Annotated in this window: 23 protein-coding genes and 2 pseudogenes; 10 read left to right on the top strand and 15 right to left on the bottom strand. The window is 38.1% G+C overall.

Annotated elements, in window-relative coordinates; translation table 11 throughout:
• Positions 1-315: 315 nt before the first annotated feature.
• The 3 genes from AC6HVZ_RS16235 to AC6HVZ_RS16225 all read right to left on the bottom strand — a co-directional run bounded on the left by AC6HVZ_RS16235 (position 316) and on the right by AC6HVZ_RS16225 (position 2,930).
• On the bottom strand, positions 316-747 hold the full coding sequence (locus AC6HVZ_RS16235; RefSeq protein WP_497559211.1) for a plasmid pRiA4b ORF-3 family protein: 432 nt from the start codon (positions 745-747) through the stop codon (positions 316-318).
• Between the two features lie 229 nt (positions 748-976).
• Complete coding sequence (locus tag AC6HVZ_RS16230) at positions 977-1,615, bottom strand: ribonuclease H1 domain-containing protein (RefSeq protein WP_497559210.1); 639 nt, start codon at positions 1,613-1,615, stop codon at positions 977-979.
• Positions 1,616-1,739: 124 nt separating this feature from the next.
• Positions 1,740-2,930 (bottom strand): DUF4317 domain-containing protein, encoded by a 1,191-nt coding sequence (locus AC6HVZ_RS16225; RefSeq protein ID WP_497559209.1) that lies wholly within the window; start codon positions 2,928-2,930, stop codon positions 1,740-1,742.
• A gap of 276 nt (positions 2,931-3,206) precedes the next feature.
• Between AC6HVZ_RS16225 and AC6HVZ_RS16220 the strand changes: the two genes are divergently transcribed.
• Positions 3,207-4,058 (top strand): DegV family protein, encoded by an 852-nt coding sequence (locus AC6HVZ_RS16220; protein WP_497559208.1) that lies wholly within the window; start codon positions 3,207-3,209, stop codon positions 4,056-4,058.
• Between the two features lie 1,500 nt (positions 4,059-5,558).
• Here AC6HVZ_RS16220 and AC6HVZ_RS16215 read toward each other — a convergent pair.
• The 5 genes from AC6HVZ_RS16215 to AC6HVZ_RS16195 all read right to left on the bottom strand — a co-directional run bounded on the left by AC6HVZ_RS16215 (position 5,559) and on the right by AC6HVZ_RS16195 (position 10,180).
• Positions 5,559-6,020, bottom strand: coding sequence for an acyl-CoA thioesterase (locus AC6HVZ_RS16215; RefSeq protein WP_497559207.1), 462 nt, complete (start codon positions 6,018-6,020; stop codon positions 5,559-5,561).
• A gap of 50 nt (positions 6,021-6,070) precedes the next feature.
• On the bottom strand, positions 6,071-7,813 hold the full coding sequence (locus tag AC6HVZ_RS16210; protein WP_497559206.1) for a class I adenylate-forming enzyme family protein: 1,743 nt from the start codon (positions 7,811-7,813) through the stop codon (positions 6,071-6,073).
• A 99-nt stretch (positions 7,814-7,912) separates the two neighbouring features.
• On the bottom strand, positions 7,913-9,142 hold the full coding sequence (fabF, locus tag AC6HVZ_RS16205) for a beta-ketoacyl-ACP synthase II (RefSeq protein ID WP_497559205.1): 1,230 nt from the start codon (positions 9,140-9,142) through the stop codon (positions 7,913-7,915).
• A gap of 309 nt (positions 9,143-9,451) precedes the next feature.
• The gene (locus AC6HVZ_RS16200; protein ID WP_497559204.1) at positions 9,452-9,742 is read right to left on the bottom strand and encodes a nucleotidyltransferase family protein; all 291 of its coding nucleotides are present in this window, start codon (positions 9,740-9,742) and stop codon (positions 9,452-9,454) included.
• Positions 9,743-10,180, bottom strand: a complete 438-nt coding sequence (locus AC6HVZ_RS16195; protein ID WP_497559203.1) for an HI0074 family nucleotidyltransferase substrate-binding subunit — start codon at positions 10,178-10,180, stop codon at positions 9,743-9,745.
• A gap of 170 nt (positions 10,181-10,350) precedes the next feature.
• On the opposite strand from AC6HVZ_RS16195, the pseudogene AC6HVZ_RS16190 reads away from it, so the two are divergent.
• Positions 10,351-10,725, top strand: a pseudogene (locus AC6HVZ_RS16190) (glycine betaine ABC transporter substrate-binding protein); the annotation flags it as partial.
• A complete protein-coding gene (locus tag AC6HVZ_RS16185) occupies positions 10,726-11,103 on the top strand; it encodes a glycine betaine ABC transporter substrate-binding protein (RefSeq protein WP_497559202.1) in 378 nt (125 codons plus the stop codon).
• A 311-nt stretch (positions 11,104-11,414) separates the two neighbouring features.
• Here AC6HVZ_RS16185 and AC6HVZ_RS16180 read toward each other — a convergent pair whose 3' ends face one another.
• A complete protein-coding gene (locus AC6HVZ_RS16180) occupies positions 11,415-12,044 on the bottom strand; it encodes an RpnC/YadD family protein (RefSeq protein WP_497559201.1) in 630 nt (209 codons plus the stop codon).
• A gap of 401 nt (positions 12,045-12,445) precedes the next feature.
• On the opposite strand from AC6HVZ_RS16180, the gene AC6HVZ_RS16175 reads away from it, so the two are divergent.
• From AC6HVZ_RS16175 to AC6HVZ_RS16155, 5 genes and pseudogenes are all read left to right on the top strand, one after another.
• The gene (locus AC6HVZ_RS16175; RefSeq protein WP_497559200.1) at positions 12,446-12,994 is read left to right on the top strand and encodes a hypothetical protein; all 549 of its coding nucleotides are present in this window, start codon (positions 12,446-12,448) and stop codon (positions 12,992-12,994) included.
• Between the two features lie 78 nt (positions 12,995-13,072).
• Positions 13,073-13,456 (top strand): hypothetical protein, encoded by a 384-nt coding sequence (locus AC6HVZ_RS16170; protein WP_497559199.1) that lies wholly within the window; start codon positions 13,073-13,075, stop codon positions 13,454-13,456.
• Between the two features lie 12 nt (positions 13,457-13,468).
• Positions 13,469-13,570: pseudogene (locus tag AC6HVZ_RS16165) on the top strand (zinc-ribbon domain containing protein); the annotation flags it as partial.
• 24 nt (positions 13,571-13,594) lie between these two features.
• Positions 13,595-14,731 carry a plasmid pRiA4b ORF-3 family protein gene (locus AC6HVZ_RS16160; RefSeq protein ID WP_497559198.1) on the top strand — a complete coding sequence of 379 codons (1,137 nt, stop codon included), beginning with the start codon at positions 13,595-13,597 and terminating at the stop codon, positions 14,729-14,731.
• A 128-nt stretch (positions 14,732-14,859) separates the two neighbouring features.
• Positions 14,860-15,567 (top strand): M23 family metallopeptidase, encoded by a 708-nt coding sequence (locus tag AC6HVZ_RS16155; RefSeq protein ID WP_497559197.1) that lies wholly within the window; start codon positions 14,860-14,862, stop codon positions 15,565-15,567.
• Positions 15,568-15,863: 296 nt separating this feature from the next.
• On the opposite strand, the gene AC6HVZ_RS16150 is transcribed toward AC6HVZ_RS16155, so the two are convergent.
• Complete coding sequence (locus AC6HVZ_RS16150; RefSeq protein WP_497559196.1) at positions 15,864-15,959, bottom strand: putative holin-like toxin; 96 nt, start codon at positions 15,957-15,959, stop codon at positions 15,864-15,866.
• Between the two features lie 263 nt (positions 15,960-16,222).
• Here AC6HVZ_RS16150 and AC6HVZ_RS16145 point away from each other — a divergent pair, with 263 nt between their 5' ends.
• Both AC6HVZ_RS16145 and AC6HVZ_RS16140 read left to right on the top strand, forming a co-directional pair.
• On the top strand, positions 16,223-16,375 hold the full coding sequence (locus AC6HVZ_RS16145) for a hypothetical protein (protein WP_497559195.1): 153 nt from the start codon (positions 16,223-16,225) through the stop codon (positions 16,373-16,375).
• A gap of 18 nt (positions 16,376-16,393) precedes the next feature.
• On the top strand, positions 16,394-17,146 hold the full coding sequence (locus AC6HVZ_RS16140; RefSeq protein ID WP_497559194.1) for a PLL family lectin: 753 nt from the start codon (positions 16,394-16,396) through the stop codon (positions 17,144-17,146).
• Between the two features lie 308 nt (positions 17,147-17,454).
• Here the strand turns inward: AC6HVZ_RS16140 and AC6HVZ_RS16135 are convergent, their stop codons facing one another.
• Genes AC6HVZ_RS16135 through AC6HVZ_RS16115 form a run of 5 tightly spaced genes read right to left on the bottom strand, consistent with a single transcriptional unit; the run spans position 17,455 to position 21,836 of the window.
• Complete coding sequence (locus tag AC6HVZ_RS16135) at positions 17,455-17,916, bottom strand: hypothetical protein (RefSeq protein ID WP_497559193.1); 462 nt, start codon at positions 17,914-17,916, stop codon at positions 17,455-17,457.
• Positions 17,917-17,932: 16 nt separating this feature from the next.
• Positions 17,933-18,940 carry an ABC transporter ATP-binding protein gene (locus AC6HVZ_RS16130; RefSeq protein ID WP_497559192.1) on the bottom strand — a complete coding sequence of 336 codons (1,008 nt, stop codon included), beginning with the start codon at positions 18,938-18,940 and terminating at the stop codon, positions 17,933-17,935.
• A 3-nt stretch (positions 18,941-18,943) separates the two neighbouring features.
• The gene (locus tag AC6HVZ_RS16125) at positions 18,944-19,960 is read right to left on the bottom strand and encodes an ABC transporter ATP-binding protein (RefSeq protein WP_497559191.1); all 1,017 of its coding nucleotides are present in this window, start codon (positions 19,958-19,960) and stop codon (positions 18,944-18,946) included.
• A gap of 36 nt (positions 19,961-19,996) precedes the next feature.
• Positions 19,997-20,851 carry an ABC transporter permease gene (locus AC6HVZ_RS16120; RefSeq protein WP_497559190.1) on the bottom strand — a complete coding sequence of 285 codons (855 nt, stop codon included), beginning with the start codon at positions 20,849-20,851 and terminating at the stop codon, positions 19,997-19,999.
• Between the two features lie 40 nt (positions 20,852-20,891).
• The gene (locus AC6HVZ_RS16115) at positions 20,892-21,836 is read right to left on the bottom strand and encodes an ABC transporter permease (RefSeq protein WP_497559189.1); all 945 of its coding nucleotides are present in this window, start codon (positions 21,834-21,836) and stop codon (positions 20,892-20,894) included.
• Between the last annotated feature and the right edge of the window lie 17 nt (positions 21,837-21,853).

Genomic DNA, 21,853 nt, shown 5'->3' with positions numbered 1-21,853 from the left:
ATGAAACTTCCTCCCACGTGCGTTGTCTTTCTGCTTTCACAATAATTGCTATCCCATTTTTTTAGGTTTGAACAGGTTCACAATCCCAATTCAGTGTTCTGCAGAAAAGGCAACTAGCTCTTTCACTTTCATAAAATGTCATCAAATTATTCATAGTTGAATAGTTCCCCTGACTTGTTGTACCATACTTACAACCAGATTAAAGATCCAACTTAGATAAACTCTCTAACATTTTTTCAAAGTTGCTAGAATCTAAGTTTAAAAATAACTATGAAAAAACAACTGATAAGGTCATCGGATGACCTTATCTATATATTAACCGCTTTCATTATAATTAGCAAGTGGAATACACGGGGACGTTTCTTGTGTTGCAAATAAAGAAACACAAGAAATAGATATTTTAGTTCTACACAAAACTAAATGAAACGGGGGAACCGTCCCTGCGGTTACACGTTTATCAAAATCATATTGATTATAGCTTTCTTCATCCGGGTAAAAAATGATTCGTTTCATAGAGAAAAGTTCTAAAATTTCCTCTAATTCTACTGGAATATCATTTATATCATTCTCCGGAATACCCTTTAATTCCATCTCAAATTCATACAAATGATAATCCTGCCATCCCATAGCAAATTGAATCGTATCATGCAGCCGCTTGAATGTTGTTTCTGCAGGGATGATAAACCACCTCCAGACAGGATCAGGAACGTGCTGTAATGTGACAATGAATTGATAAGCTTTGAACATGATTGTCCTCCTTGATTAGATATATCAGAAAACTTGGCATTCGTTAAAGGGATTCTTGAAAGCGTTTTTGGCATTCTTAGAAACCCTTATACTTTGAAGTGCATGCCTTTTAAAGAATAATTTAGTTGCACTGAAGCAGAAAGAAAGATGGATATACTTTCTTTACTGCCAAAAAATAATACGTGTGTTGTTCCTAATGAAATGTTTTTACGTTCGTTATATTTGCTTCTTATTTCCTTCCAAAATCAGCTTTACTCTCTCCCCATAAATGTGTTTCCCATTTAAGTACTTCATTAGAGTATGTATTCGTGTTTAACCAGTGCTTAGCCCGATCAATAACCTTCCATAGATGTTCTGTAGATTTATCCCTAGGTATATTTGTATTCATTTGCCGTTTCCGCACCCAACCAATGGCTATCTTCGAGTCTGAGTAAATTGGAAGATTGCTATTTTTTTGTTTCAATAAGGCTAAGGCATGCACAATAGCTAGGAACTCACCAATATTGTTAGTTCCATTATCAACAGGACCGTAGTGAAAAATTTCTTTGCCATTTTTTGTGCAAACACCCCGATATTCCATCATTCCTGGATTCCCACTGCAAGCAGCATCTACACTTATACTCTCTTTAATATACTTCGGTTCTTCCAAAAGCGATAATTGCTTATCCCTTGAATTTGCTTTTTTTGTGTATTTTTTTGAAGCTGGGGAAATTCCATTTTCAAAAGCAACTTCAGCCTCTTGTTTTGAAGGAAAGGATTTATACCTTGCACCTTTTATTCCATGTACTTGTTTTTTACAATCTTCCCAGGTTTCAAAAACACCGGTTTTTTTTCCTGACCAAACAACATAAAACTTCTTTTTAGCCATATGATCCCCCTCTTGAATCTAGCTGTCAGTCCACCAACTCAGTAAAGCGTTAATACTTCAGATGGTCGGGGAAAAGCTCATAAAACCTATTATAACCTCTCCTTTTATTTCAATTCCCACCAAATCATTCACTATCCCCTTCTACCTTCCTAAACAAAGCCTCCGGAATCATTTCAAACCCCTCGATCACCGTATTTTCTTCCACTTCTATCATTAAACAAAGCTTGCCACTCAATTCAACCTGACGAACATATCTTAGATCTTGTGGACTAATGGAAATGTCCGCTACTTTTGTCTTTATTTTGATTGACTTTGACGTGTATTTCGGCACAATGCTGCTTGCCTTTAATTCATATTTTTCATCATCGATCACAGTTTTAAATGCCTCTTCTACTTTTTCAGGTTCAACTTCATTTACCCCACTACTCGTTAAAACTTTTTCCACATCTTTATAGTCCAATTTCGGAATATCTTCCTCTTCATTTTCTTCCATGACACGATGAATTTCTTCGTATACATTCGAAAGTGTGGACGTATTGATTTGGTCGCCTGCTACCTTTTTCACAATTTCCTCAAAAACAATTTTATCCTCTTGGGCAGTCATTGTTTCTTCGGCATTTAACACTTCCTCGATGAAATGATAATTTAGTTCATACGCTTTCCCAGCCGAGTATAGTACATGGTTGACATCCTGCGCATTGTCCGTGAAGCAAGGGAATAAAAACCCTGATATAGGAGCCTTCAAATTGATAATCGGGTCAACAACAAAATTATATTTAAACTCCTTTTCCACATAGTCAAACAGTAACTCCTTTTTCGGATCCTGTGTTTTATTCATACTGCATAAAATAAAGGAATGGGAATAAACTGTATCTCGTGCACTTTCCTCCGTCTCTTCACTCTCTCGCTTCTTCGACTTCCTATATTCTCCTCGAATAAAGGTTACGACAATATCCATTTCATATTGCTTATCCTTCAGCATTTTTTCTACGAGCTGAAGCATATGACCTTTCCATTCTTCTGTATCGTTGCTTAATAGACCTTGGTGAAGAATTAACTGACTGCTATTTTCCACATCACGTTGGAACTTTAATTCAAATAATTTCTCATCCAATTGACCTGACAGTACTTTCTTGAAATTTGCCATAAACAGCTCTTTCTGTTCCTCTTCCAGCAAATCAAACGGTAGACTTTCCTGATGATAAATCTCACTTGATTCTTTCATAATGTATACATTAAAAATTTCGTGGATTTTCAATAAATCATTATTTATTTTAAATTGCTTTCGTATATTTGTGATGTCCTTTTTATTCAATCCTGTTTCACTCCTAAGTTAGTTATCACAGCATGGTGTTTCCTATATACATTCTATCATTTTATCATAGATACCAGTTGCATCATTTACTTATCTCTCTAAAAAATTCTAGTAATCTCCGTTTCTCCTTGCCAAATTCTAATTTCAATTATTTTCACACTTAACCCATTTTTTTAAAAATACCATGTACATCTTTCCCTTTTCGTGTATATTTAGAGTAGCAAAAAAAATCACACAAATAGCAACAGCTTGGGTTATATGAATGGGGGATAAACGATGAAAAAAATTATTTTATCAACAGAGAGTGGAGCAGATTTACCAAAGGATTTAGCTACGAGATATAATGTGCATGTTGTCCCAATACATGTCATCATGGATGGTAAGGATTATTTAGACGGTTCCCTGCCTGTACAGGAAATTTATAATTATTATGACCGTACGAAAAATATACCCTCTACAACGTCTACCAATTCCCATGAATATCAAGAATTTTTCACAAAGATAAATACAGATTATCCTGATTGTATTATTGTTCATATCGGCTATACGTCAAAGGCCTCTTCCTCCTTTCAACATGCAGTGATTGCATCGGAAGAATTCGGCAACCTTTTTCTCATTGACGCTTTGAATGTTACAGGTGGATTAACAGTGATTGTGATGTATGCTGTGAACCTGTTAGAGCAGGAACCTACGATGGAACCTGAGCAATTAGTAGAAAAAATTAAATCTATTGTTCCAAAATCAAAGCTTGCTTTCGTGCCTGGTAGCTTGGATTTTTTAAGAGCAGGAGGACGTGTAAGTAATATGGCTTATCTCGGAGGGGCTTTGTTAAAATTAAAGCCACGAATTGAATTAATTGACGGAAAGCTTGTTTCCAATAAAAAATACCGCGGGAAAATGAGTAAAGTTTCAGAAAAGCTAATGCGGGACTATTTAAATCAATACGACATCGATCGAAAGCAGCTATATTTAATCTACTCTATCGGTCTTGATGAAGGAATTAAGCAACGGATGGATGAAATCGCAACGGAACATGGTTTCTTAAATATAAAATGGATGCAAGCAGGCGCTATGATTTCTACACATTCCGGGCCTGGAGGATTTGGGATTGCTGGGTTGGAGGTTTAAGCTATAAAATGTCATGTGCCATCCCACAAAAACAACAAAAATCCCAAGAGAATTCCCTTGGGATTTTTCTTATTACTATCGAAATTGTTCCATTTCTTCTTCGGCTAATTCCATCGGTTGTTTACCAACAGACATACAATACTCAATGCCTTTCTTTCGCCAAAACGTGCTAGAATATCTGCTAATTTACCAAATAAAGCATACTATTTAGAGGAAAATAATATTTTTGTAATGCAACGTGTTTGTATCATGTCTGACAAAAACAAAAAAACCCTCACTTATTTTTTGCAGGACAGTGAGGAATCGTTCTTAACTGTACCTAGCCCCTCTAAATGGGGATTGACATTACTAATCGCTCCACGTTACAGCATGGTACGGTTTTTTAGATTATCTGATTTTCTATATATAGTACACCACAAACGAATCATTTGTAAAACTTAATTAAGGTAAAGTCTATTCCTTACACCTGATGCTTCCCAATCAATCCCACAAACGTATAAAAAGTTATTACTTTATTATACCAAATTCCTCGTTAAAGTATCATAGATTGGCAAACTTCTATACATAGAAAACTATTATATGATTGAGATATTTATATGAATTGAATTATTAGTAGAAAAGACTGCTGAATAGACCTTAATGTTTTCATCCGAAATCACTTCACGAATCTCAAAATTGTTACTACTTATTTAGTTAGCTGATATTAACTGAGCTAAAGCTATTAAATAAATCTCACTTATATTATTGCTTGTTTTCGGCAATCTTCCTTATGCTTCTTTTTTTGTCTATAGATTTCCAAATCCTTTACTTATTTCATTTACATATTCTTTCAGTACTAGTGTCGATGAAAATCTCCACACCAAAATGTTCACTTAACACTTAAACTGCAAAAGCTTTAATCACCCGATCAGCCTTTGCGGTTTGAGGATATTCTATAATGTATGTAAAGCTCTCAAGAAAGTTTGGGGGCTTTACCATTTTTTCGTCGTATACTATGTTTTACGGATTCAATTTACTGGCAAAGGGCGATAGTGTGCTTTTCTCGTTCAAAATCGGGCCAGACGGAGCTAAAACTGATGCAAACTGTCCATTAGACTGCTTCTCATGGACAAAACTGAACAAACCCTAGCCTGAATTGTCTATGAGAGCGATCCTCAGACCTTACCAGTTCGAAAATGAAGTAAACTTAAACTTATACCAATATTGATACAAATCATGATCTATAACGAAAAATTACTCCTGCCTCCGCTATACCATCTTATCCAGTTCCAGTACCATGTGGTCGTAATTCATTGCACCCAATCAAATGATTTGTAAACGACTATTTGAATCAATCATATAGGATGTTTTCTCTACATTATCAGTGTAATTTGTATAAGAATACATTTTCTAGAAAAATTTGGCATTCGCCAAGTTTTTGGGCGAATGCCTTAGTTGCACTAAATGACTTTAAAACAAAACCAGTTACAACAATCAACCTGTTTATCACTATCTACTCTATCACAATTTTTCAAGAATACCATAAACCCCTGGAGCAACCTTATTAACCCGTGCCGGTTTCCAATCCGAATTCACCCACATATGCACCGTAGAACCTTTTGCAAGCAGATGCCCAAATGGCTCAGCTGCTTCTATTTCCCCACTCCGACCAAACTCTTCCTCACTAATTTTTCTCGCTTCATATTCAAACTCCAAGCGCACTGGAGAATAGGTCGCTACTTTCGTAAAAATTGCGACACAGTCGTCAAAGTGGGCAGATTTTTTATAGGTCACATTTACATCCTTTACCGGAAGAAGAAGACCCTGATCTTCCATTTTATGATAAGCCATCCCGTTATGGCGCATCCATTCCGTACGACCAACTTCAAACCATACAACATAATTGCCATGATGCACGACTTCCATTCGATCTGTATCCTTATACTGAACACGCATATTATGCTGATGCCAGACTTTTGCCATTTTAGTCCCTCCTATTATTAAAATTTTCCCAAAGTTATTGTCTTAAGCGTTTAGCCATTTTTCTTAGATAGTTTTGCCTCAGCCATTTCCTGTAAACGGAATTTCTGCACTTTACCTGTACTCGTCATTGGCCACTCGGAAGAATCTACAAACCAAATATGACGAGGAATTTTGAAACGAGCAAGTCGGGAAGAACACCAGTCAATTATATCTCTGCGCGAACAGGTTTCATTCAATTTCAGTTCAATAAAACCTGCGCCTATTTCCATTGTTAAAGCATCTGGCACACCTATAACGTTCACCTGGCTGACTGCTGGATGATTGGAGATGACAATTTCTACCTCACGAGGCGATACCAATTCTCCAGATACCTTGTACATCTCTTTGCTTCTGCCAAGAACCTGAAGATAGCCGTTTTCATCAATTCGTCCAACATCCCCTGTCCGGAGCCATCCATCTTTATCAATTGCTTTTGCCGTTTCTTCCGGCTTTTTATAATAACCATGGGTAACTGTGACGCCTCTGACGACAAGTTCACCAACAGAACCAGCAGGCAAGTCTGTCCCTGTATCCCGGTCAATCGTTTTATACTGAACCGAGCTACCATTAAACTCCGGAAGACCACTGACTCCGTTAAGTTTCGGGCGGCCAACCCGTGAGGAAATACGTTCGAGCGAATCACCAATTTCCGTCGTGACGCCTGAAGAAGCCACCTCTGTTTGTCCATAACCGGTAATGATTTCGGTTAACCCAAGCACGTCCACAGCCTGCTGCCAAACGGAAACTGGAGCTGGCGCTGCACCACACCACATGGCAAAAAGATTGGATAAATCAAATTCCGAAACACGCGGGTGATTCAGTACTGGTACTAATGTTGAAGGTACACATAGATAATCGTTTGCTTTATATTTTTCCATTAATTGCAGTGATAAAAGCGGAGATGCGCCAAGTGCTGAGATAAATGAGCCACCAACAAACGACATGGCAAAAATCGCTTCAATAATAGCAAAACAATGATAGAATGGCAATGGAGCAAACGTCACCCGCCCATCCTCGATCGCCCTGCTCATACATGTGCCATACCCAGCACGAAGAAGCATATCATCTGTAAGCATGACACCTTTTGGACTCCCCGTAGAACCTGAAGTATACATAATAATCGCAACTTCATCCGGATAAAGCGATTTACTCCACCTTTGTTTTAGTTCTTCATCTGTAACGGATTCTGACTCTTTGACAAAATCATCCCATAGTAGAAAACTGTCATTAACGGAATCTAGTTTTTCATTTTCAAAACAAATAACCTGATCTAATTTGCTATTTTCCCGGAAATCCGGATCATCCAGCAATTCTGAAACTGCCACACCATGATGTTTATCCTTTAACTTTTGCTGTAAAAGCAAAAACTGTGTATCTGACTGAGAAATAATATATCTCAATTCATCCTTCGTAAGCATGGAATTGATTGGAATAAATACTGCTCCAATAATGGAAGAAGCTATCATTAATGATGGGTAGGTGGAATCATTATTCATTAAAACCGCAATATGATCTCTTCGTTTCACACCAAGCTTTATAAATGCCTTCGCATATTGAACTGCCCTGTCCCAAACTTCCCCATAAGTAAATTCGTCATCATTTATGTAGATATACGGTCTATCTTTATATTGAGAACATACTTTTCGAAAGTGTTCGGCAATTGTATCCCGTGGCCATACCGGAAAACGGTTCTCAAGTACTTTTCGTCTTTCCAGTACACTTTGACTTAGCGTCGTTTGCTTTGTTGTAGACATTTTACTCCCCCTCATTCGTTATGAGAATAATCAATTTCGTTTTTTCCTCTTTGGCAGCTATAGGTCAGTTGCACGTATTAAAATAATTCGTCAATAGAATCAACCTTTTTTAAAAGCAATAACAGCATTATGGCCGCCAAATCCAAAACCGTTGGATAAAGCAATATTAATATTACCTTCCACGGCTTTATTTCCTACATAATCCAGGTCACATTCCGGATCTGGATTTTCCAGGTTCATCGTGGGTGGAAAAGTATTTTCTGCCATGCTCTTCAGTGTAATAATGGCCTCGATAGCTCCTGCTGCACCAAACAAATGACCAGTCATGGATTTGGTGGAACTAACTTTGAGATCATATGCAGACTCACCGAAGGCTTCCTTAATCGCTTTTGTTTCAGATATGTCGCCCGCTGGCGTACTTGTCCCATGGGCATTGATATAATCAACATCTTCCGGCTGAATCTCCGCACGCTCGATTGCCAGTTTCATTGCTTTCGCAGCACCTTGGTAATCCGGTGCGGTTATATGGTAAGCGTCCGTCGTACTTCCATAACCGATAATTTCACCATGGATTGTTGCACCTCGTTTTTTTGCATGCTCATATTCTTCCAAAAATAAAACACCCGCACCTTCAGACATAACAAATCCGTCACGATTTAAATCAAACGGACGAGAAGACATCTCAGGTGTATCATTTTTCGTTGACATTGCACGCATTTTGGAAAAACCGGCAAAATAAAGTGGTGTAATGGTAGCCTCAGCCCCTCCAGCTAAAATCGCATCAGAGTACCCATGCGCTATATTAAAATAAGCTTCACCAATCGCATGATTGCTCGTCGCACAAGCAGACACGACAGCAAAGCTTGGACCACGAAACCCTGTCTTAATCGCAACCAATCCTGAAACCATATTATTTATCGCCATTGGAATTAAGAACGGGGACACCCGCTTCGCTCCCTTTTCCAGCAATATTTTGTGATTATCTAATAGCGTTTGCAGACCCCCTGCACCAGATCCGATATAAATTCCCACACGATCTTTATCCACCGTATTCAAATTTACTTTTGACTGATCCAATGCTTGCATTGCAGCAGCATATCCATATTGTGTAAACAAATCATATCTTTTTATTTCTTTTGCTTCAAGGTACTTCTCCCCGTCAAAATCATCTATATAACCTGCAATTTTTGTGTTAATATCTTTAAATTCCTCTGTTTCCAGCCGCTTAATGCCAGACTTTCCCTTTTTTATGTTATCCCAAAGGGTTTCCACATCATTTCCGAGCGGTGAAACAACACCCGTCCCAGTTACCACAACTCTACGTTTCAAGATTTATCTTCCTTTCAACGTTTCTAAATTTATTGATATAACATTTATTATAACACGAAATTCCTTAGAAACCTGGCTCATGGCCAAGCCTATCAAGATATTTAAAAAGCTAACTATGTAAAAGCAAAAAGCCGATTAAGTTATCAGCTTTTTGCTTTATTCACCTTTATACCTTTATATAGTTTGTCTAATACAAAATAGGTTAATAATTGGAAAGTAATAATAACTATAAAGTAAAACTTCATCCAGCATAGGTTTCCCTTCTTACCCGCACTGAATAAAGTTCTATCTGAAGAAATTAGCATCTGTTCAACCTTTTCTGTAAATAACAATACCGTCTCTTTCTATTTGCTTCTTAATTTCACTGTTTAGTTGATCAGCAAATACAATATCACATGAATAGATACCGACCAATTCATCTATATCTTCCTTAATACTTGCCTTTCTATTTCCATTATACGTAACGCATAAATCAATATCAGAACGAAAACTTGCAGTATTTTTTGCACGAGAACCAAACAATATAACTTGTAAAATATTATCCTGCACAGCAAAGTAATTAATTAAATTATTATAAACCTTCTCTTGAATTCCAAACATTTACTTCATCCGTTCTTTCAATTTTAGAAGCAGCTTCTCAATCTCATCCACATAATTATTAATAATTCTATTCTTTATATCTTCATAGCCTTCTTCGCTATAAATATGTGCTGTTGTATTTCTAGACGATAAAATCTCATTCCATGTGTCAATGTCGTCTATTAATCCTTCTTTGAAAGCCTGCCTATAGCAACTACGTGGATTATTAAGTTCTAACCCCGTTGATTTAAAGACCTTAGACAACAACTTCCAGGATAAATCTTCAAGCGTCTCGTATTTTTTTACAATAGAATCCCGATACACCTCTTTTGTCAAATCATCTGGGTTTTCCATTTTTTCAAGTGATGAGATAATATTTTTTAAATGAATTAACATTCGAATGGAATGTTGATAGGATAATTGAATGGATTCTTTGTATTTATTACTTAAATCACTCATTTTGATCTCCTTTCTATAAATATTCTAATTCCATTTATAGTAGATAAAACAATGTATTCACCGATGATAAATCTTATCCTTATTATAAAGTAATTACTATTATTTGGAAAGGATCCATATAAATGTTTAGCGTCCTTACAGTGGAGTGCTAATTTCTTGAACCTGGTGCTGGACAAACGGAATTGAATAACCAAGTTATAGCTGAGTATGAAAATCTTGCCGGTTGGCAACAGCAAACATCGTCAACAGGAGCAATGTTATCAACCTTAGAAGAAGCTATTAGCGAAAAAGAACCAATTATGTTTAAAGTATGGTCTCCTCATTATAAGTTCGCCAAATGGGATCTAAAGTATCTAGAGGATCCAAAAGGTATCTTCGGGGAGCCACAACATGCTGCAACAATTATCAGAAAAGGCTTGAAAGATGAACTGCCAAATGCTTATACGATTCTTGATCGATTCCATTGGGAAGTATCAGACATAGAAGAAGCTTTGCTAACAGCTTATGAAGAAGAATTAGAGATGGATGTGTTAGCACAGCAATAGGTGGATGAAAATCAGGAAACAGTTGCAAAATGGAAAGAAGGAGTTGAGCCAGTAGATGGTACTCCAATAGAAATAGTTTCAACTCTATGGGATTCAGAATTATTTACAGCAAACATAGCTGCAAATGTATTGGAACAACAAGGATACAACGTTACGCTTACTCCAATTGATCCAGCTATTATGTTTGAGTCCATCTCATCAGGTGATGCTGATGCTACTCTTTCTCCATGGATGCCTACAACGCATGGTGCTTTATACAAGGAACATGAAGGTGATTTTATAGATTTAGGGTCAAGTTATGAAAATACCCAGATCGGATTAGCTGCACCATCTAATATGGATATAGATTCCATTGAGGATTTACAGCCAAAAGAATAAAAGCTAACAATACAAGAGAACTTCTATAATTGAGTTCTCTTCTTTATTTCGTTGTTTTACAACCACTTTTACAAAGTCTCTCTAACCCTTTGCTGCCATACGATAGTTAGTTCTATAAAAATTATATTAACCTCAATTTCTTTACTTTTACAAATCTCCCTTCATCAAATCCCTTAGCAAAACTACTTTCCTTCCTTACTGCTTTCCCAAAGATGATATTGATCCGCACCGTCAGTGTGATGAATCGATTTGATATTATTCCCGGATAAAAACCAGCACCAGGCAGTATCTGTGGACCATCAAAATTTTTTCTACATCTCTATTGCTACTTTCTTAACGCCAATTGCTTCTCCTTCTTTTTTCCTAATCTCTTTACCTTTCTCTTCATACGAAATCGGAATCTCCAAAAATCTATCTGCTTCTGGTAATTTTTCAATTTCAGCCATTAACTGTTCCTTCTCTTCTTTTGTTTGCTTTAAATAGGTTTCGAAATAGCCGTATATTAGACGCTGTTTCGCAGAATCCAGTTGCATTCGTGTAATCATAAGCAGGAATTCCTTCTTCACCTGCACCCGTTCTTCCATCTTATATCCCATTTTACTCATCAGTGCTGCGGCAGCGGGATTGTCCGAACGAATATAATCACGCCAATTCTTTTTCTTTAAATGAAGTGTCATATAGTTGAATATGAGAACATGAAAAAAAGGAAATGCCATTGTGTCCTGATTCTTTTCCCAATTTTCATCATAAGTAAAAACAGCAATCGGTACAATCAGTTTCTGGTACTTATTGTACAACATACTAAAATAATGGTACATCCGTTCATGAAAATTATCTTGTTTGTAACTTTGTGGTTCAACATGAACGATGACTATCACATCTGTTCCTTTAAGCGTGGTCTCTATTACAATATCAAGTCGGCGATTCTTGCCTTTCAGCACATTCGTATACACTTCTTCAGACAGTGGCTTAATTGCGTAAAAATCTAAATTGTCATGAACGTCGGGGAAAAATGCTTCAAGAAATTCTTAAAAAATGTGTTAATGAGTTCTTTGCTTAGTTGGTCATGTCCAGTGTAGGTAGATTTTGAGGAATCTCCTTTAATCAATAATGGCATGGCTACCATGGTATCAGTCCCCATTATTCTATCATTTTAACGCAGTGGGGATTGAACTTGTTTTGACAAATTTTGAAGTGAGACAAGTGAAATGGGAATACGGTGTCACTCCCCACAGTCAGGGGTGAAAGATGTAAAAATTTTGGAACTCTAGTTTAAATTCCCCACCGTTGGTATAATAATAGAAAGATGGTTAAATTAAATTCATAGAGAGTGGTGTGGTAAATGGTTGTAACGTATAAAAACTTTCGTGGAGATATGTACTATTTACATAGTCGGCTTACTAAAAAGGAAAATGTTACCTATTACTTCGCTAAAAAAAGTACCGGAGCGGCGGATGTTGAGCACATTCCTGATGGGTATGAAATCTATGAAAACCCAAATGGGAAAGTATATTTGCGTAAGATTCTTAAAAAATTGATTCGGAACAATGAAATAAAAGTCATTGAAACAGCAATGAGAAAATACTCTCCGATTCAGGATTTTAAACTAGATATCAAAAAGGAATTCATTTATATTTACACTGTTATAAATGAACTAAATCACTTTTCACCATACACTGCTGGTGTAAACATTGATAAATATAAAGATTATGAAACAGTGATGCGCTTTAAACTAATTGATGAACAGAATAGAGGGTTTCAAGTAGAAAGATTTTGCTTTTTAGGCAGTATTGATGATTGGATTGACTTAGATAGTTCAGATAATTTACGTAAGCTTACTGAGGAATATGTCCGTCACTTAGGGCAGGATTCTTTATATGAACTAATTTGACTGGATGGTACCTGCGACCTGTTGGTTGACGGACTTGATTCATGGTTTGTATAAAAATTGGAAAGGTACGCTAATGGTATGAAAACAAAAATAAATTCTTTATCCGAAGATGAAATTCGAGCCATTTTAAGAGCGGCAGATGAATTTTTAGATGAATGGAACCAATGGTTAACAGAAAATAAACCATGTCTGGATATGACCTACTTAAAAGATCGTAATCGTGAAATGATACTGTTGTTTCTGATGAAGATTAGGGAAACTGGTAATTCAAAGTATATTACATATTTAAAAGCATGGGGCGAAATTGAATATAAAAAGGTCAAAGCTGAGATTCAATCTACAATTAGAGCATTGGAAAAAAGGGATAGCATTGATAGGCAATCTATTTTAGAGAGAGAAGAATCTATCAACGTAGCTTTAAAAGGTCAACCCCCTGAAGATTTTTTGTTAAAATGCTTATAATGTGGTAACCGTTTCACTTTTACTGTGGGTGAGCAACATTTTTTTAAGCATAAAGACCTTGATCATCCCAAAAGATGTAAAGTATGCCGGGAACGCAAATATCATTATTTTTAAATTCTCAGAAAGGAGTTTGAGGTTATGATCATTCAATGCACAAAAAAGTTGTTAGATCAATTAAAAAAGAAGCCGGAAATAGTTGATGAGGAGAGTTCCCTCACATCTTGGCATGCCAATTTAATGAACGTCAATCGAAGGAAAACAATCGTACTTGTGAATGATAAAAATCGATATGTCATTGTTTTGCATGGACTTAAGGCTAAGGATTTTAAAAATATGGATGAAATCATTTTACAATCTATCCGAAATACCTTCGAACAAGAATGTATAAGAAATGATGTAATCGATCAGTTTATCCATTCTGCCAAAGATATTACATTTACGAAAACGAAAAACAGGAAATTAGTTGCACGAATGAACAACGCCTGCAAAACGCTGTATTTCTTTGAAGAATTATTGGATTCAGATACCATTTATCAACCTGCCATGAGTCTCCGGATTAGCCATAGTTTAGTCGGTGATGGAAAAAGTGACTATTTCCATCCGAATGAAGAGATGTATAAGGATTTAGAGGAATTCGCGGGTATCCCAATTTTTCAAACAAAAGCTTTAGAATTGAAGATAACATTGCGCTTTCATAACATTAACGTGTTCCGGAGAGTTATCGTACCGATGAACATCACTTTCCGTAATTTACATAAGGTGATACAGAAAGCATTTGGTTGGAAGGATTACCATCTTCATGAATTTTATATTTTTGATAGCAAAAAATCAAATCAGCCCTATTCTCTTAACCATCCTGCATATGACGGAGAAGGATACAAACCGATTGTTAATCTTGTATGCGATCAGGAAGCATTTAGTTATGGAGATGATGATATCCCGATGAGAATGGACACCACAGTCAAGCTGACTGAATACATGCCAGCTAAATTAACATATATTTATGATTTTGGCGATTGCTGGGTACATGATATCAAGGTGGAACATGTAATCGAGAATTACGATAAGAATTACCCTATCTGCTTAGAAGGTGAAGGAAAAACACCGCCTGAGGATGTAGGTGGAGAAGGTGGTTATGAGGATTTCCTTGAAATTATGGCTGATAAAAACCATCCGGAGTATGAGCACATGCAAATCTGGAGTAGAGGGCAGGGGTATAGAGATTTTGATATGAAGATGGTTAATCTAATGTTGAAACATAGCCTGATTGTTTAGTCGTGTGGAAGAATAAGGTGAATGGTATTAGACCTTCACTTCTCTAAAGCGTTCATACTTTACTTCACTGGGGGTCAGGCACCATCCTAAGTAATGCAGGTAAAGAATCGACGGAGGAGGGGTATGAGATGATTGACGCGCGTGCGCCGATAATTGTAGAGTTTCCTTTGAGAGGAGAATGGTACTCTCCTAACACGCCAGGGACAAAAATTCCGAGTCACGGCACAAACCAATTAGGATCAAGATATGCTTTTGACTTTATTCAAGTGGATTGGGAAAGAAAGGGCTGGCCCGCCTATCGCACTAGTTTGGCGCAATATCTACTTTTTGGGGTTCCTTTAGATGAATATTATTGTTGGGGGCAGGAAGTATTTGCTCCTTGTGACGGAATCATTGTTCAAGCAGAGGATGGTTATAAAGAACGAGCACGAACAAAATTGCTTTTAGATATGTCTAACGCTTATAAAAATGCCCATTATTTCGACCCGAAAAAAGACGACATACAATCAGTTGCTGGCAACTACATCATTATAGAATGTGCCAACAATGTATATGCTGGATTAGTCCATCTTCAAACAGGGTCAATTCAGGTTTCAGTTGGTCAGCGTGTTAAAAAAGGTGAAGTTATTGGTAGAGTTGGTCATTCAGGGAACTCCTTTGCTCCGCATTTGCATTTTCAACTTATGGATAGTAGTAACATAGCTACTGCAAACGGATTGCTTTTTGCTTTTGAACAATACGAAATATTTAAAAATGGCATATGGGAAAAAGTAAATAATGGAATTCCAACAAATAAGGATAGAATAAGATTTCAAAAATCTGATAAATGGGAATAAATTAAAACTACATTAATTTTGAAGAAGTTTAAATACCTGTTACAAAACTCATCAGTTTCTGTACACTCAATCATCAAAGGTACCGCCAACTTTCCAGTATCATCAAAACCTCAGATTATGATGGTCAGTGGTAGTTTCATTTTCAGCCAAATGTGGTATAATGTAATTAGAAACTGAATATATTAAAAAGAGCCCAGCGGTAACTGGACTCTTTGGATAAGCGGTTCCCCCAGAGGGATCGGCTACTCTAACGAATAGACCTCTCCCGAAAACTTTTAACTGGTAATGGGGAAGGTCTATTTTTTATTGATCATCGTAATGACCAAAGCGAGCAATGCAATTAGCAAGGTACCAAAACTTCCCAGTACCATCAAAACTTCATACATACTCATGGGCATCACCCCACTTTCACACTGGGATTAGCCGACCGCCCCTAAAAGGAACATTATCTACTGACAGTATAACACAGATATGTGAAACATACATTCTATTTTATAATCTCTGTAAGAAGCTTTCGGAATTTCCCCATACTCTTTCCACTTAATCGTTAAGTAGTGGGAACAGGCCCTCTGAGCCGCTTCCCAAATTCCTCCCCTGCATACACTGATGAAAAAGTGAAGGAATCAAGATCTATAGATACCCATATTATTACGTAATGTCAGCACCTATGCCAATGCCTGTGTATCATTATGGTATGGCTTCTTTAGAAATGCGCCAGCAAGTGAGCGCACAGGAGGTTATGCAACGGCTCCGTTCTAAACATAGCAATTTATATTCAGAGCTTGAGCAAGCTGGAATGAACAGGTAAATTACGGATTATGTATTTTTGATTATTGTTAATTATACATTGAACCAAGCGAAAACGAATCAATCAGCTGCGCAAGTTTATCAGCAGTTTCAGCGGCAGGTACCGTGGTTTTCCTTATTGTTCTCGCAAATGAATGTACCGAGAAGTGTCATGAACCGTGTACTAACCCGGGTTATTGAAATTACATTGGAAATGGCGGGCGTTGATCAGCCCGAGGAGCCAAGGCAAGGTTGGCAAGGCTGGGAAAGCTTAGGTGGCACTTTAACCTCAGCATCGGCTGTTTCTTCATGGCAAAATAATCGACTCGATGTCTTTGCCCGCGGAACAGACGATGCGCTTTATCATATCTGGTGGAATGGCAGCACGTGGAGTAGCTGGGAAAGCCTTGGAGGTGAATTAACATCAGCACCCGCTGCTGTTTCATGGGGATCAAATCGAATTGATGTATTTGTTCGGGGCACAGACAACGCGCTTGATCATAAATGGTGGAATAGCAGCAGGTGGAGTGACTGGGAGAACCTTGGTGATGTGCTTACTAGTGGATCCGCTGTTTCCTCACGCAGAAACAACCAGCTTGATGTTTTTGTCCGTGGAAATGGTAACAAGCTTTATAAAAAAACATGGAATGGCTCAAACTGGGAGGATTGGGAAGACCTTGGCGGCAATTTAACCCCGGAACCAGCAGTTGTTTCCTGGGGACCAAATCGTACTGATGTATTTTCCAGGGACAGAATCAAGATCTTATCCATTTATGGCGGGGGCGGTAATTGAGTGAAACGATTAATCAGTAGTGACTTGATTGTTAGTTAAATCAGACGTTATTGGCAGTTGCCCCAAGCTTATCTTTCTTAGAAAAAGGTGTCAGTCCCCCACTTACCTGCAGTGCGGTGAAATAGTGGAGATATTTTATATTTTGACTTAAAAAAACTCAGATAATGCTGATTCAATAAGCATTATCTGAGTTTTTGCTATCTATCATTCCAATGTAACTTTCCCTTGTTTAGTTGTTAAATCAATATTTTCCCTTTAATCGATTTAAAATCAAAGTGCCACGTTTTTTTCTGCAAACAAACTGGAAATCAAGGGGACGGTGTCTTGTGTTGCAAATAGAGCAACACGAGAACCGTCCCCGCGTTTCTCCCATCATGCTTTTCCATCTCTTCAACCACCCAATTTCCCGACAACATTTCCTTTAAACTTGATAATTGCTCACTATCTAAAATTAGATTCCGAATACCTTTTTCCGTCACTTCATAGTCTTTGTCTTTTTCCTTGCCAAATCGAAGTCGCAGTAAATTTTTCAGTCCATTAAAGGTTACAAATTTAACACGATACCCTTGTGAAAGAATCTCTTGAAACCGTTCAATATCTTGCTTGGCAAGTTTAACAAGCTCCTTAAAATCAAAATGCTCATTCAATTCCTGCCATGCTTCTACATTCCCCTGCTTGATCTGAGCAAGGAGTTCCTCATTGGAGATACCGTTACTTCTTAGTGTTTCAATCATATAAGCATCCATTAATGAAATCTTATGCAGTTCCAATCGTATTCCCCCTCTATTAACTATTTTCTACAGGTTGTTTCCTTTCGACATTCATTGGGTAAAAACAAGAGACAAGATGGGCCTTGTTATCATCCTTTGTTTCCAAGGATGGAACGTTGGTTTTACAAGTTTCCTGCGCAAATGGACATCTTGTATGGAAAACACAGCCTGTTGGCGGATTGGATGGTGACGGTAATTCCCCGCTTAACACAATTCGCTCACGTACCTTTTCCTTTCCCGGATCTGGCAATGGAATTGCGGACAGTAAGGCATTGGTGTACGGATGCCGTGCATCATTATAGAAAGATTCACTATCGGATATTTCCATCACTTTCCCTAAATACATGACCGCTACTTTGTCAGCAATATGCTTAATAACCGATAAATCATGGGAAATAAAAACGTACGTCAAATCTAGTTCCTTCTGTAAATCTTCCAGCAAATTAATTACCTGCGCTTGTATCGAGACATCCAGCGCACTTACCGGTTCATCTAAAATAATTAATTTCGGATTCAACGCAAGCGCACGGGCTATCCCAATTCGCTGGCGCTGACCACCGGAAAACTGGTGGGGTAATTTATGATAATCATCCGCTTTTAAGCCGACAAGATCCATTAATTCTTTCACTCTATAATCTAAATTATCGGTCATCCGATAAGCTTTCAGTGGTGCGGCAATAATATCGCCGGCTTTCATCCTTGGATTCAAACTTGTAAATGGATCTTGAAACACCATTTGAATATCCCGTCTGAGTTGATGCATCTCTTTATGATTGTAATGAAGGATACTTTCGCCCTCAAATAGAATATCCCCGGACGTGGGCTTAAGCAGTCCGACTAATGTTCGGGCAAGTGTACTCTTTCCGCAACCAGACTCACCCACAATTCCAAGGGTTTCTCCTTTATTCACTGTCAAATTAACACCATTAACAGCCTTTACGTAATTTTTTGTTTTTTGAAACACGCCACTTCTAATAGGAAAATGCATGTTCACGTCGCGAATCTCAAGCAAGGGTTCCGTCATAAATTAGAGCACTCCTTCCCTCTCGGCAGACTCAAGTCGTTCTTTCGCTGCTTCAAATTCCTGTTTAGACAAGACACAGGCCACCCGATGTCCTTCTCCTCTTACTATCAATTCTGGATCTACTTCCAGACATTTATCCGTAGCAAAGGGACATCGTGGATGAAAATTGCATCCTTCTGGTGAGGACACTAGACTTGGTGGCTGTCCCTCTATATTGATCAGACGTTCATGTGCTGCCCCATCCAGACGTGGTAAGGAACGTAGCAGTGACCAGGTATATGGCATCGACGAACGATAGAATATATCGTTCAAAGAGCCTTCCTCCACAATTCTCCCTGAATACATAACCAATACTTTATCAGCCATTTGTGAAATAACACCTAAATCATGACTAATCAGAATGATAGCCGTTCCGTATTTCTTTTGAATGCGCCTCATTAACTCTAAAATTTGTGCTTGAATCGTTACATCCAGGGCAGTTGTTGGTTCATCTGCAATTAGTAGTTTCGGATTACCAGCCAATGCAATCGCAATCAGCACTCGTTGCCTCATTCCACCTGAGAATTGATGCGGATAATCATTCATCCGATGTTCAGCATCAGGAATTCCCACATCCTTCAATAACTCAATAGCCCGAGCCTTTGCTTTCTTACTGGGCATTTTTTGATTGGTCAAAATCGCCTCTACCAGCTGAGCGCCAATTTTAAAGACAGGATTTAAGCTAGACATCGGATCCTGGAATATCATTGCAATTTCATTTCCGCAAATTTTACGAAGTTGCTTTTCCGAAAGCTTCAACAGATTTTTTCCTTCAAATAAAATTTTACCTTCTGGATAAAAGGTAGGCGGCTTTGGGTTCAACTGCATGATGGAATGGGCTAACACACTCTTTCCGCTTCCAGATTCTCCAACGATCCCAAGGGTTTGACCCGCTTCCACTGTAAAGGAAATACCATCTACTGCTTTGACAATTCCCTCATTGGTGTCAATCTGTGTTTTTAGATTCTTTACCTCCAGCACTGACTATCTCCTCCTTTTTCAACAGATTAAAAGCCTTTATGCTGCGTTTATTTGTTTTTTCAATCGGCGTTTCTTCCTATTCACTTTTCCTTTTGCATGTGGATCAAAGGCATCACGTAAACCGTCTCCAAGCATATTTAACGCAAGGACGGTGATAACTATGGCAATCCCGGGAAAAATAGAAAACCAAGGTGCAATGGAAATATAGATTTGTGCTTCCTGAAGCATATTCCCCCATGTTGGTGTGGAAGGTTCCACTCCAACTCCTAAAAAGCTTAATGCTGCCTCTGCCAAAATTGCTTTTGCAAAAATAAATGTTCCCTGCACAATAATTGGCGAGAGCACATTTGGTAAAACATAGCGGGATAATATTACTGGATCACTAATGCCCGAAGTCTTCGCGGCATCAATGTACTGAATTGAATTAATTTGCAAGACAGCCGAACGGACAATTCGTGTCATAACTGGCCAGAAAGAGAAAGACAGTGCAATGATGATATTCGTAACACTGCCGCCAAGCGCAGCCACTAATGCCAGCGCCAACAGTAAAGATGGAAAGGCCAGCATCCCATCGATAATTCGCATAATGAAAAAATCAGCCTTTTTATAATATCCGGCAATTAAACCAGTAATCGTTCCTAATATAGTGGAAATCAGTGCAACCGTTAAACCGACCATTAGGGAAACACGTGCAGCAACTACTGTTTGTGCTAGAATATCTCTGCCAAAATGATCCGTACCAAACCAATGATCGGCAGATGGTCCCAGTAACCGTTTTGCTGAATCCATTTCGGAGGGTGAAACTGGCAGCCACCACGATGCCGTAATTGTGGCAACCGTAAGCAGAAGCAGTATACTTCCCGCTATTAGATTTCGTTTTTTCTTAAACATACGGAAATCCCCTTTTTAAATTTTTCAAATTCCTTCAGGCTCAATCATACCTAATTCTTGGGTCTAAGAATGCATATAAAAGGTCGATTAGTAGATTCACAATGACATAGACCACAGCAATAAAGAGAACAACTCCTTGTATTACCGGATAATCCCTGCGATGAATGGAATCAATTAAAAGCTGTCCAATGCCAGGTATGGTGAAAATTGTTTCAATAATAACCGTTCCCCCAAGTAAGCCGGCAACCGTTACACCGATAACCGTGGTGGTTGGGATAAGTGCATTGGAAAAGACATGCTTCATCAACACCACACTTTCTTTTACACCCTTTGCACGAGCCGTTTTTGTGTAATCCTGATTCACCGACTCCAACATCCCATCCCGAAGCATTCTGGCAATCAGCCCAATTTCAACCGCAGCCAGGACAAATGCAGGTAAAATCAAATGATAAATCCAATTACCCAACCCTTCAGCAATTGGAACATAGCCGGCAACAGGGAATATCGGAATACCTACCCCCAGTCCAAGTACAAGCAGCATTGCAAACCAAAATTCTGGAATCGACGCTCCAAGAAGGGAAATAGAGGTAAACAAAGGATCCAGAAAGGTGTTTCTTCGCCAAACAACAAAAATTGCTGTAGGAATAGCAATAATTAATGTTAAGCTCATCGCTGTTATCATCAAACTGAACGTTGGACCAATTCGTTCCATAATCACTTGCGTAACAGGTTCGGAGGAATAAATAGACTGACCAAGGTTACCTGTAAAAATATTTTTAATCCAATCAACAAACTGCATAGCCATTGATTTATCTAATCCTAATTGCTCCTCCAGCTGCGCTATCGCTTCTGGTGAACTATCTTCTCCAAGGATAAGATAAGCAGGGTTGCCTGGTGTCAGATGGACAATTAAAAAAACAATCACACTAACAATTAGCATTACAGGTATGATTGAAAACAATCTCCGTGTCGTGTATTGCAGCAACGTATTTCCTCCTCGTA

The organism is Oceanobacillus sp. NCCP-135 (genome assembly GCF_059698015.1).
Note: the sequence above shows the minus strand (reverse complement) of the source record. Positions and strands in the feature narration are given on the sequence as shown.